The organism is Halomonas sp. XH26 (genome assembly GCF_024138895.1).
GTDB classification, from domain to species: Bacteria; Pseudomonadota; Gammaproteobacteria; order Pseudomonadales; family Halomonadaceae; genus Vreelandella; species Vreelandella alkaliphila.
Genome location: NZ_CP071889.1, coordinates 2,941,437 through 2,954,643, shown reverse-complemented (window position 1 = coordinate 2,954,643; position 13,207 = coordinate 2,941,437). Strand labels below are relative to the sequence as shown.

The window sequence follows — 13,207 nt, the reverse complement described above, 5'->3', positions numbered from 1 at the left end:
AAGGAGAAATAACTCAAGTGCTGTCAGGATCGTCTCTTTATATACGAATCCCTACTGATAGTGATGCACTTGACACAACACACTATGTTGATGTTGAAACTGAAACGGTATTGCCTAAACGACCTATCGAGGCGACTGTCGAGCAGGGTGCCGACCCGCTTTCCATCGCGCTCATTGGACTGCCTACGGGCGTAACCCTCTCAACGAACGGTATCTCGACTGTCACTACGGGCGACAGACAGGCTATCGAATATGACATTCCAGGTACCTATACAATTAGCTTTAGCGGTTTGGTTAATTACTTGGATCACGAAATGGAGGTGACCGTTGGCTAACCTCAAAGCCTTTTTGCATAAGACACTAGATGACGCTGTGCGGCACTATCTCGATATTGTGGATCAAGCGGCAGAGAACGCACGGATGCAACACTTAACACCTGGCTCTGGTCAATCAATGACCTACGAGGTTAAGTACCAAGAAGCCTTGGCAGGGGGCGGCCCGATGATCTCGGCAGAAGCCGAAGCGTTGGACATGACGGTGCAGGAAGTGGTCGACTCGGTTCTTGTGGCGCGTCAGCAGTGGCAAGTGCTTGGCGCACAGATTGAAGCGGCGAGACTAAAAGCTAAGAAGGCTATTCGCGAAGCACAAACCGCTGCGGAAATGCACCGTATTGCGAGCGAGCTACAAGACCAGCTCACGTCGTAACCTGCTACACTATTCCTTTAAATTGCCCCACCGTGAGGTGCTGCATGCCCCGCCAGAATGAAGCCACGTTTTTACGTGACGTACTCCGCAATAACGAAGCGGCCGCGCAATTTTGCGAGATGCTGTTTCGCATTTCCCAGACGCTTGACGATCTTGTTGATAAAGATAAGCCAGTCACCGATGGCGTGCTGATCCGCACGTTCTGGGAATCGTTGATTGAGCTACCGGCTAACCCGTTTTACCGAGAGCATGAACCCTACCTACGCCCGCTAATGGCTAGTGCGCTACAAGACTGGCGTGATAGCGCGTGCCTAGAGCGCTCTGACAGCCGCCATTACAAAACCCTTGCCTTTGTACTGCGTGACCAGCTTACCGCCGTGGTGACGCAGTGCGCCTACCTGATAGGTGGTTACGACTGGATGAACAAAGTCAGCCTGTCGATTCGCGACCACTTCCATGAAGACGGACTTGATGACTACTTGGCCGCGCTCGACCCCACGCAAGACGAAGCGTATCAACAAGATGTTGACGAATCGCTTAACGGGGGTGAGTTGTGAGCGGCGGTGGAGGTGGCGGCGATACCACGGTTAAAGATACGCCCGAGCAACGCCAGCTTGCCCAGGTAGCCGCCGAAAAGTGGAACTTCGCACAAGAGAAGCTGGCACCGCTGGAAAACGCCTATATGGAGTCCGTGGGCGATATGACCAATGCGGGCAATATGAGCTACATCGCAGGCCGCACCATGCAAAGCCAGCAGCAAGCCGTAAGCGAGGCTAGTGAGCAAGCAGGTATGCAGCTAAGCCAAGCAGGTATCGACCCGTCTAGCGGTCGCGCGCAGTCTGCAATGAGCGGTATCGCACTTGGTGGTGCCAGTGCAGGTGGTGAAACCCTTGGGCGCGCTCAGTTTGAGCAGGAAAACCAACAGGTGCGCGGTCTTCAAAATATCGTTGCCATTGGTCAGGGTCAGGCGGGGCAGGCCCAGCAGGGTCTATCTAGCATTGCCAGTCAGTCAGCCGCCGACGCCCAGCAAACTGCAGCCAACCGTTTTAACCGCCGTAGCGCCAACTTGCAGCTACTAGGCCAAGTAGCCGGTGCGGGCGCATCGAGCTACATGAACCAGCCAGCACCGGCACAAGGGTTGAACTTGTATAACCAGATTGGTGGGGGCTAGCCATGCAATACCAACCAACGTTAGGGCAGATTGCTTACGCTCCCTCTGAAACTGCACAGCAGCGAGTAGACCCGGGCCAAGCCATGCGCGGTGACCAAGGGGCCTCACAGCTACTTGGTCAACTTAACCGCGCGCAGTGGTCGGACTGGAAAAGCCGCTTTGCGCCGTATGTCGATGAGCTGGCCCGTGTAGCGCAGGACAACAATGCCCCTGGCGTAGCGGCATCCAATGCCAGTAGTGCCGTGGGCCTTGCCTACGACAACAGCCAGCAAGGGCTAGACCAGCAGCGCCAAGGTTACGGCATTAGCCAGACACCCCAGCAGCAGGCCGCCGAAAAGCGTCGTACCAGCCTAGAGCGTAGTGCCTCGATGGTCAGCGCAGGTAACGAAGCGCGCATCTCTGCCCAAGATCGACAGCAATCGATTCTCGCCGGCGGCATGGGCCTTTCCAATATTCCTGATCGGGTGATGAACCAATGAGCTACGGACTTTTAGGCCTACGACAGCAGATGGAAAGCCAGGCCATGCAAGGGCTAGGTGATCTCGCCGGCCAGCAGCGCCAAGCGAAGGTGGCAGAAGATCAAATTAAGCAGGCCGAAAAAACGCAAAAGATGCAAGCCGTCGGCATGGGGGCGGGTATTGGCGCGATGGCAGGCATGAAGATCGGCGCAGTAGGTGGCCCGATGGGCATGGCTATCGGCGCAGGTGTTGGCTTTCTCGCCAGCTCACTTTTCTAGGAGGTCACCATGGCAGGACTCGATACACGCGGCTTGGCCAGTGGCTTTGCACAAGGCTTTGGGCTGATGAACCAGTACCAGCAGCAGCAATTCCAGAACGAGCGCGCGCTAAAACAAGACGAGATGCAAGAGCAAAAGTTTGGCTTAGACATGCAAATGGGCCAAATGAGGATGGACGAGGTTGAAAGGGAGCGTGAGAAAGAGGCGCTTACCTTTGCTTTAGCTAGGGGTGCTGAGTTCGGGCCAGAAGGGCTTTCCGAAGATGATATAGCGCTACTAAGAAACAAGCCGCAGGTATGGGCAGCGTTTGATGAAAGAGCCGACCCAGCCATTCAGCGCGCCGCCGACGTGTTTGACCTTAATTCACCAGCCGATGCCAACGACCCTGATTCGCTAGAGCAGGCCAACATCTTATTTCAGGATTTAGTGAACCGCGGCGAAGGCGGGCAAAAGCGTATTGCGCGCTTTTATCCAGCGCCGGATGGGCAGAGCGTCAACATCGAGCTAGAAGTGACCCGCGAAGACGGCACGGTCGATTACCAGCCAATGACCGATGGCCGGGGCACTGAAGAAGATGCAATGGTTATGAACGTGCCCATGGAGGGATTGGTGAACCATATCCAAGGGCTTCGCCAAGTTCGCAATGGCATCAATATGGGTGGTGATGAGTTTAGGGCTAATGCGAGTCGTATGCTGCGAGTGCTTCGCGGTGACGCCACGCCCGAAAGCTGGGAGCAAGTCGAAGGCCCGGGCGGGTCGATCCTTCAGCGTAATACAAGAACCGGCGAAACCAAGCAGGTGATTGGCCGTGCGCCGCAGTCAGGGGGCAATTATTGGGATCGGCCAACAGCCACGCAAAAAGATATCGAATATTTGGTGAGCAATGGCTTAGCCCCCAGCCGCGAAGCGGCATGGCAAATGCTGAATCGCAGCAACGACTCCTCACGTGACGAGCTCAAATATTACACGGGTCGGCTAGAAGATATCGAAAGCATATTAAGCGCGCCTGGCGCAGCCAATACCATGAGCGATGAAGAGCTTGCTCAATTTCAAAGCGAAAGACAGGCCATTCGGGATATGTTACCCGAGCTAGAAAGCCGAGCCTTTGGACGGCAGCCCGCAGGATTAAGCATACCCGCATCAAGGCAGTCTTCGACGACGGCAAGCTCTAGTACAGACCAACCGCCGCAGCCAGAGGGAGAGCGCGGTTTGAGGCCTGGCCCCTCGCCTAGTGAGCCATTAGAAGATGATCTGCTTAATTCTATCCTGCGAGACCTATAGATAATAGAAGGAGCCGCGTGTGAACGCCGCCGAACAACCCCAGCCTCTTCCGTGGAAAGCTGTTTCTGAGCATCCTGACTTCCAAAGCGCTGACTGGCAAACTCGTCAGAAAATGCGCAATAACTATGTTGATCGCGTGGTTCGTCCGCTTGCCAAGAGCGAAGAGGATTTTTCCCGCGTGCGTGATCAGTTCTTTACCCGCACAGAGGCGGATGTGTTTGGTGGGCGAGAAAATCAGCCCAGCGCTGACGATAGCCAGCCCGAAACACCCAATTTAGCCAGCAACGCTTTGCGTAACGCTGGTGAGCGCGGCCTCGATTTGGCGGGGAATGCGCTGCAGTTTGTGGGGAACGTAGCAGATCGCGGAGAGCAGGCGATTACCGATGCGCTTGGAGGGATTAATCCAGGCGTGATTGGTGGCAGCGTTGACGAGATGCGCGCGCGTGGCTACGAGCCAGATATTGCGTTAGGCGGCTTTGGCCTAGATTTCACCATGCGCGCCAAGCCCGAAGATACCAGTACTGGACTTATCGATACCGGACAGGCAGTTGAAGATATAAGTCTTGGCTACCAGCCTAACTACACGATTGATCGCGCGCTAGACGAGCCGAGCATTAAAACCATTGCGGGTGCGGCTGCCGAGCAAGGGCCAGCAGCATTGGCCGATATGGCAGGCCTGGTTGTAAGCTTGCCCGCTTATTTGGCGGCGCGCACGCAAGAGATTGGCGAAGGGCGCGTAGAGAATGATAACCGTGAAGGGATGCCGGAAGGTCGCGACTATGCTGTATCCGGCCCGACGGCTGCTGCTTCTGTGCTGCTAGATCGCTTTGCTCTTGGCCGTTTACTACCGGGCGGCAAAAATGCAGTGACCAGCGCTCGTCAAATACCTGGTGCCGTTGGCCGTGCTGCCGCCACAGAAAGCGTAACTGAAGCGATCCAAGAAGGCGGCATTGAGTACGCGGGGGAGTCTGTTGGTACTGAGACTGGTTGGGATGCTACGACCGCCGCGCGCCGTGCTGCAGGTGGGGTAATCGTTGGCGGTCCTACTGGTGGCGTAGTGCGTGGTGCGACTGCTGGTATGGAGCTGCGCGGAAATAATCAGCAGGGAAGCGAGCAGCCAGGGCCGAGCGAAGCGCCCGCCGAACAGTCTTCTACTGCTCAACAGGAAGCGCCTACCCCAGAAGCCGAAGCCGCCAATGCTGAGGCTGTCGGTACCGCCGCCGAATTAATCGCCAGACCCCGCTTTGAGTTGTCATCCGCCGAGCGCGAGGTGCGTGACTCCATCAGCTACGGTGACGCCTTTAAAGCCCTGCGCACTACTGCTGAGGAGCGTGGCGATAACGATGCTGTTGCTGAAATGGACGCCATTAGTAGCGAGATATCCGCCGCACTTGAGGCTGAAACTATGGCGCGGTCCCGCAACGATAGCGATGCTTTAATGCCTGTTCGTGAGCAGCTACAAAGCGTCTCTGAGCGCTTCGCTCGAGTAATGGATCGCTTAAATAGCACTGACAATAATGATGGCACTCAAGAGCAAGCAGCAGGCCTGGATATGGATGCCCAGCGCCGTTGGGAGGAAGCGTGGCGCGAGCAAGCTGCCCAAGATGGTATTGCCGACTACGACCCTAATGCTGACCTGCCCGACACCACGATTGATATTGATGGCCAACAGCAATCGCCCGAATCGGAGCAAAGCCCAGTAGCGGCTGATGAGACGCTGCAAGAGGCAACCCTCCCTAGTCAGGACACTACCGGACTGGCTGATATGGGCAGTGGCTTAGCAGGCGGAATTTCAAATACGTTTTATAGCGGCTGGTTTGACTTGCTTGCGCGCAAACCTGGGGCTTCTAGTGCTTTTCGTTCTGAGCGAGCGTACTCAGATACTAGAAAAGCTTTCGAAGCAGGCGAGATCAAAAACCCAGAAGACTTAAAACGGTTCCTAACAATTCGGGAGAATAAAGCCAATAGGGAAGCGGCAGAAGAAGCGACTCCCGCTATCGCCCCCGGCCAACCTTCACCTAATCCTGATACTAAAACGCCGCGCCGTGTACCGGTTGAAAGCATCCAGGTAGACTCTGAAGCCTACCAGTTCCGTACAGAGGTTAATGAGCAAGGTGTAGATAGCCGCCTTGAGGGCATCAAAAAATGGGACGACCTACGTGCGGGCAACCTAATCCTGCATGAGCGCACCGACGGTAGCGTGTACGCCGCCGATGGCCACCACCGCATTAACTTGGCTCGTCAGCTGCAGCAGCCTGACGTGAACGCCATTGTGTTGCGAGAAGCCGATGGCGTTACTGTTGAGGATGCTCGCCGCGCGGCCGCCGAGGCTAACATTGCCGCAGGTAGCGCCACAGCGATGGATGCCGCCAAGGTGTTCCGTAATAGCGAAGGCGATATCGATACGGTGATACGCGGGAGTAACCTGCCGCGCACCCAGCTTGTGCGCGACGGTGCCAATATTGCCAAGCTCGATACCGAGCCCTTTGGCGCAGTGCTTAACAAGGTGATCACCGAAAAAGACGGCGCGGTCATCGGCCGCTCTTTTGCTGACCCTGACCAGCAAATGGCCGCCGTGGGCGTGTTCCAACGCGTGAAGCCCACCAACGATAATCAGCGCGAGTTGCTAGCCAATGAAGTCCGCCAAGCTGGCTTTGCTGAAAGCCAAGGCGAGCAAGGCGGCTTGTTTGGTGATGATCCGGCAGAATCGCTCATTGGCGAGCGCGTGAAGGTAATGGATAACCTGCGCCAAACCCTGGTGCGCGACAAGCGCTTATTCGCTACGCTGAACGATAACGCCCAAACGGCTGAGCAGGCAGGCAACCGCATCGCCAAGGATCGCAACAACGCCCTACAGGAAACCTCGGCAGACGCCATTGCGCTACTTGAGCGGGCGACGACGACACCAGAGATTAACCAGCAGATCAACGACGCCGCGCGCCGTGTGAAGGATGGCGAAACACTGGCCAGCGTGACGCGAGAACTTAAAGAGGCATTACTGAATGGCCCTAACAGCACAGCAGCGAGCGAAGGACGTACACCAGCACCTAGCAGCGGACAGGCTAATCAAGCAGGGCAAGACACTGGACGAAGTGAACCAGTACCTGCAGTCAACGACGCACGAACAGCGCGTACAGGAGAACAACGCCCACGCACTGGAGCAGGAGCGCAAGCAGAACCAGCGGTAACCCTCAAGGCCGACGGCAAGCCTTTCCAAACCCGCCGCGCCGTCGAGCTATCCAAGCGCTTCCGTGATGCGCCCAACGCCCAACCAGTTGAGGTAGAGGATGGATGGGGGTTTATTTCCCAGCTAACTAGCGACACGCAAGTTGATTCGACCGAGCCGCCTCGACTAGATTCTCAGCAACGATCGGCTCTTCGTCAGGAAGCACCTCAAGTGCAAGATACGAAGGAGAGTATTGAGGTCGCTGCAACACAGACTGATCGCAGCCCTACGCCTGCCCAGGCTGAAGCAGGCAACTATCGCAAGGGGCGGGTCAAAATAAGTGGTTTTGATATTGCGATTGAGAATCCCAAAGGCTCGACCCGTCGCGGAACAGGGCCTGACGGTGCTCAATGGGAAAACCAAATGGCGCACCATTATGGGGATATCAAAGGCACCAAGGCAGCAGATGGCGATAACTTAGATGTATTTATAGGCGATAACCCTGATTCTCCCAAGGCCTATATTGTCGACCAGATCAACGAAGAAGGCGGCTTCGACGAGCATAAAATCATGCTGGGGTTTGATTCTCCGGAGGCAGCTCAGCAGGGATATTTGGCGAACTATGAGGATGGATGGCAAGGGCTTGGCGAGATAACAGAAGTCTCAGTTGATGACCTAAAAAGCTGGATCAAAGAGGGGGATGCACAGCGACCATTCGCACTTGGTGAAAATTCCGATATTACCTTACCAAGCAAGGAGGCTGTTGAAGCGGTAGCGCCTGATCAGCTATCAAACAATTTTGACCGAAATGACGTACAGGCAGCGGATGCAACCGAACAATCATTAAGTATTCCCGAAAGAGGGCCACAAGCCAGCATAACCCTTAAGGCGAATGGTCAGCCCTTCCAAACGCGCCGTGCCGTTGAACTCTCCAAGCGTTTCCGTGACACGCTCAATGCTCAACCCGTTGAAATAGAGGGCGGGTGGGGATGGGTAGCAGAAGTGCAGCCAGAAGCAGCAGATGCTCTCACCCTAGAAACCCAGACAGAAGAAAGCCTTGCGCAACGCGAGCAGCAAGTCCAACAGGCTGAACAGGCCGAAGCCGACCAACGCAACCAAGAGGCGCAACGCGCCCAGGCAGACCGCGATGCTGACGACTTTATGTTAAGCGGCAGCGAACGTAGCGCAGATGTGGCCGCCTCGCGCGGACAGGATGCGTTATTCAGCACACAAAATGAAACCGCTCCCCAGCCTAGCAACACCCCTAGCGCTGCCGATATAACCGCTGCCTTAGCAGATACCCCAGAGCTTTCCAATACTCGAATCATACAATCAACAAAAGAACTACCGCCTGAAGCGCTGCTGGGTATGATGCTGCGCGGCGTTAACCCTCGCGACGTGCGCGGCATGTTTATTGCCGATGAGCTGTATGTGGTCGCTGACAACGTCGCTAGTGTTGAAGAGGGTATACAAACGGCTGTGCATGAAGCCGTGGGCCACAAAGGCGTTCGCGGCGTGCTAGGCGCTGAGCTAGAGCCAGTGATGCGGCAAGTCTATAACTCGCTGCCGCTGGACCCGCGTGGACGTGAAGCGCTGAACGAGGTGCTAGAAAGCTACCCGTTCCTTGATCAGTCTAACCCCGAACATCAAATAACCATCGCTGAAGAGATGGTTGCCCACCTCACAGAAAAAGGCTGGCAGCCCAACGTATTACGTCGCGCAGTTGCCAAAATCCGTGAACTCCTGCGTCGCTATTTCCCCAGTATGAACTGGACGGATGCGGATGTTATGCAGTTGTCTGAGCGGTCGAGGGAATACCTACGCCGCGAGCAGCAAGCCAGCGATTCAGAGGCGTCACTGTTCAGCCTGAACAGCCCACTGGATGGGCTAAGCGCCCAAGAAGTGGCCGCGCAGCTACGCGAGGCGCACCCAGGGCTAAAGCTAGACCTTATGGGAAAAGGCAGTCGAGCAACGCTTTCTCGTATTGTGGTACCAGACAACGGTCGTGAGGAAGGCACTGGCACCCAGGCAATGCAGCACCTGACGCGATGGGCAGATGCCAACGGTTTTACCCTGGCATTAACACCTTCCTCAGATTTTGGAGGCAATACACGACGCCTGCGTGAGTTTTACAAGCGCTTCGGTTTTATTGAAAACAAGGGGAAAAAGCGAGACTTTGAAATAAGCGAGGGAATGTATCGCGAACCAGGGTCTGGCTCACCGCTGTTCAGCCTGAATAGTCGCAGCTCAGAAAGCACAGCCTGGCAGCGGGCTGAAGCCAAAGGCTTGGATATGAGCCAGGAAGGCCGGATGCAACGCGCCCGCGATATGGGCTACATTGCCTCTATCGATGAAGCAATCGCAGCGGAGATGAATGATGACGGGCAAATTACCTTCCGAGAAAGAACGGAAAGAACTGGAAGCGATGTTTCGGGATCTCTCTCAGAAGTACCCACCCGACCAGGTGACGGACTTCGAGGCGATCTACGGGATAACCGAGGAGGCGATGAAGCGGGACTATCCAGAGGAGTACCGCAGAATTTCTACCACGGAACAGCCGAAGACATAAGTGCTTTCGAGATTGGCCACTGGAGCCAAAAGGATGCGGGGTGGTTAGGGCAGGGCGTCTACGTTATTGATAATCCTGATTTCGCCAGCAGCTATTCCAACATGAAATCAGGCATGGCTGAGCCAAATGTCATGCCGCTATTCATTAAGCCGTCATCCCTTTTGCGAGTACCAGTTGATAAAAAGAAATCCATGATGAACGCAACGCCAGAAGACTCAAAGGCGCTTACGGAAAAGTTGCGCAGCATGGGGTTTGATGGTGTTGTTACTCAGCTAAAAGATAGGGATGGCTCGCAAGAGATTGTGCTGTTTAATACGGAAGACATCCGCTCAACTCAGGCGGCTTTCGATCCTGATGGCGTTGATAGTAATGACCTGCTGTTTAGCCTTTCATCACCCCCTGGCGGCGACTACGTCAACGACAGCGCTAACTTTGCTCTTCCTGATGAATCGCTAGGCCAGGCTGCATTGCGCAAGATGGCTGACAAGATGAATCGACTGAAGGTCACGCAGGAAGCTATCAAGCAGGCAGGTGGCAACATCAATGAGGATAACGACGCCTACTTGGCCGAAGAGCTTTTCCACGGCAAAACAGAGCGCGACCTGAACGAGCTAAGTCGCAACTACGTCGAGAAGCTAGCCAAAGGCATGGCAGCGCGCGGCATTCAACAGGAAGAGTTGGACGCCTACCTTTATGCTCGCCATGCGCCAGAGCGCAATGCCCGTATTGCTGAGCGTAACCCTGATGATCCGCGCTACGCAGATGGCGGATCAGGTATGACCAATGCCGAAGCAGCCGCCATAATGCAAGAGGTTGAAGCCAGCGGTAAGAAACTGCGACTTGAACGCTTAGCCGCTATCGTGGATGACATGCTGGCACATCGCCGCGAGATAATCCGCGAAGGCGGGCTTGAATCTGATGAAACGCTAGACGCCTGGGATGCTAGTTATGACTACTACGTGCCACTGAAAGGTTGGGCAAATGACGAAGATATTCCTGTAGGTCAAGACGGTAGTGGCCGGATGCGCTCGGGCCGCGGCTATGAGATTGGTGGGCGAGAAACCAAAACGGCACTTGGTCGCTTATCAAAAGCAGCCTCGCCCTCTACGCAAGCGATTGTAGATACTACTGAGTCGGTTATTCGTAAGCGTAAGAACGAGGTAGGTAATGCATTGTTGTCGTTGATCACTGACAACCCTAACCCTGACTTGTGGCAGGTGTTCACCAACAACAATCCAGACACCCAGCGTACTCAGGTCGAGCGCACTAATCCAGACGGCACCAAACGCATTGAAGTAGAAGAACGCCCAGTGGCCATGGAAATGAACGAGCGTTACTTCAAAACCAAGAAGGCGGGGCGCACGTACTACATCAAGATCAACGACCAGCGCTTGCTGAACGCTATGCGCAATGTAGGGCCTGAGCAGAACAACTTGCTGGTACGTACTGCAGCAGCTGGCACACGTGCTTTATCTGCCATGATGACCAGCTATAACCCTGAGTTCATGCTGACCAACTTTACCCGGGACGTGCAAACGGCGTTGCTCAACGTGGCCGCAGAGCAGACCAGGGACGACGGCAAGATAAAAGGCAAGAAGATTGCTAGGCAGACGGCGAGAGATATTCCCCGCGCAATGAAAGCAGCTTATCGAGGGTTATCTGATCCTGACGCGCCGCGCAATACGGAGTGGGACCGCTGGTTCGATGAGTTTATCGAGGATGGGGCCAAAACAGGCTATTTCGATATGAAGGATTTGGCTGGCCAGGCCAAAGAGATCAAAAGCATTATTGGCCGTGAGAACGGCGGCACCATGGGCAATATGCTGAAGGCTAAGAAAACCGTAGCCGACTTCGTTGAGAACATGAACGGCTCCGTTGAAAACGCGGTGCGCTTATCCGCTTACGTCAATGCGCGCAGGGCAGGCGTTAGCCGCAAGAAAGCCGCCAGCTTGGCCAAGAATCTGACGGTCAACTTTAACCGTCGCGGGGAGGTAGGCACTGCGCTTAATGCTGCATACATGTTCGCTAACGCCTCCATCCAAGGCACCATGAACGTCGCTCGCACGATGGCCACCGTGAAGGATACGCCGGCGGGGGGTAATCGGATGAACATCTGGGGTCGCATGAACGCCGCCCAAAAGCTAGCGATAGGTATGGCCGTAGGCAGTTACGCAATGGCCATGTTTAACCGCATGATGTCAGACGAAGATGATGACGGTGAGCTCTTCTATGACAAGATTCCTGGCCACGTCAAAGAGCGCAACCTGATTATCATGACAGGCGGCAAAGACTATGTGCGCATTCCTTTGCCTTATGGATATAACGTATTCTCAAACATCGGCACGCACGCTGAATCCGTCATGTCGGGCAAATCATCGCTGACAGAGGCGGGTAAAGATATGACGCTGGCTATTCTTGGCAGCTTCTCACCCATCGGCTTCCAAGATTCAGAGGATACATCCAACTTGGTGATGAAAAACCTCACGCCTACACTGCTAGGCTCGGTTACTCAGGTGGCAGTTAATGAGGACTTTGCAGGCCGCGTGATCTTCAAAGAGAACTTCCCCTTCGGCACGCCCAAGCCAGATAGCTCACTTGCTTTCAGGTCTACGCCATCTGCTTATCAAAGTTTTGCTCAGTTTATGAACGAGCTGACAGGCGGCAGCGATTACCGGTCAGGCGGTATCGATGTTAGCCCTGACGTACTGCAGCATGTTGTTAACTACTACGGCGGCGGTGCCTGGTCGTTTACCGAGAAAGTGGCGGACAGCATCAAACGCACAGCGACTGGCGAGACCATCGACGCCCACCGCATTCCGTTTGTGGGTCGCTTCAAGTCTGAGGTCAATGAATACGGCGATATTCAAACGTTCTATGAGCGCCGCACGGAAGTTGGGCAGCTGCATGAAGAGTTTATCAACCTGCCTAGAGAGGAGGCGCGCAGCTTCTATGACGAGCATGGCGGCAAGATCGCCCTCTTCGATATGGCGACTGATCTTGAAAAAACGCTGACAGAGCTACGCAAGGTGCGCGACGCCATTGAAGCCGATGAGCGCCTAACTCCTGGAGAGCGCGACGAGCAGCTCGACGAGATTGAAGACGCAATGGATAGCGAGGTGGACTTTTTTAACCTGCTTTATAACCAGGCAGAAGGCGCAGTTCAGTCTGAGAAGTAGTGCTTTTTTTCAAGATATTGCAGCCGCTCTAACCGGCGGCTGTTAGCCTTATACTTTTCATTTTCCAATACCATCCACGCCACAGGCGCTACTAGAAAAACGCACAATACAATAAACACGGGTGTTTTAAGCCACCAAGGCGCGAACTGTAAATCATCATGCCACCATGACATAACGAAAAAAGCGCCAATGTATGACTGGACTAGTAGTGTAAATTTTGCTGCGTTAAGCATAGCTAATCCTTTTGTTTGATTGGTTTTAAGCAACCCTAGTAAGGCTGTTTATAGGAGGTTACTGCCCTGTTCGCAGGTGCGCCAACCTTATTTTATAGCTATAAAATCTGTAACACTGGTGAGTTTGGTATTCTTTATAGAGCGAGGTCAAGACCGCGCTATCAGCCAAG

General features: G+C 54.6%; 8 protein-coding genes. All 8 read left to right on the top strand.

Annotated features, from left to right (window positions below; translation table 11 throughout):
* Window positions 1-17: 17 nt before the first annotated feature.
* The 8 genes from J4377_RS13495 to J4377_RS13460 are packed head-to-tail and all read left to right on the top strand — an operon-like array spanning window position 18 to window position 12,804.
* Window positions 18-335, top strand: a complete 318-nt coding sequence (locus J4377_RS13495; RefSeq protein ID WP_253485907.1) for a hypothetical protein — start codon at window positions 18-20, stop codon at window positions 333-335.
* Window positions 328-705 carry a hypothetical protein gene (locus J4377_RS13490; RefSeq protein ID WP_253485906.1) on the top strand — a complete coding sequence of 126 codons (378 nt, stop codon included), beginning with the start codon at window positions 328-330 and terminating at the stop codon, window positions 703-705. The genes J4377_RS13495 and J4377_RS13490 overlap by 8 nt, the downstream gene beginning before the upstream one ends.
* 44 nt (window positions 706-749) lie before the next feature.
* Window positions 750-1,262: a hypothetical protein gene (locus J4377_RS13485; RefSeq protein ID WP_253485905.1), complete on the top strand. Its 513-nt coding sequence runs from the start codon at window positions 750-752 to the stop codon at window positions 1,260-1,262.
* Window positions 1,259-1,876: a hypothetical protein gene (locus J4377_RS13480; protein ID WP_253485904.1), complete on the top strand. Its 618-nt coding sequence runs from the start codon at window positions 1,259-1,261 to the stop codon at window positions 1,874-1,876. Before J4377_RS13485 ends, J4377_RS13480 begins: the two co-directional genes overlap by 4 nt.
* 2 nt (window positions 1,877-1,878) lie before the next feature.
* Window positions 1,879-2,355, top strand: coding sequence for a hypothetical protein (locus J4377_RS13475; protein ID WP_253485903.1), 477 nt, complete (start codon window positions 1,879-1,881; stop codon window positions 2,353-2,355).
* On the top strand, window positions 2,352-2,612 hold the full coding sequence (locus tag J4377_RS13470) for a hypothetical protein (protein ID WP_253485902.1): 261 nt from the start codon (window positions 2,352-2,354) through the stop codon (window positions 2,610-2,612). The genes J4377_RS13475 and J4377_RS13470 overlap by 4 nt, the downstream gene beginning before the upstream one ends.
* A gap of 9 nt (window positions 2,613-2,621) precedes the next feature.
* On the top strand, window positions 2,622-3,893 hold the full coding sequence (locus J4377_RS13465; RefSeq protein ID WP_253485901.1) for a hypothetical protein: 1,272 nt from the start codon (window positions 2,622-2,624) through the stop codon (window positions 3,891-3,893).
* A 19-nt stretch (window positions 3,894-3,912) separates the two neighbouring features.
* On the top strand, window positions 3,913-12,804 hold the full coding sequence (locus J4377_RS13460; protein WP_253485900.1) for an LPD38 domain-containing protein: 8,892 nt from the start codon (window positions 3,913-3,915) through the stop codon (window positions 12,802-12,804).
* The last annotated feature ends 403 nt before the right edge of the window (window positions 12,805-13,207 follow it).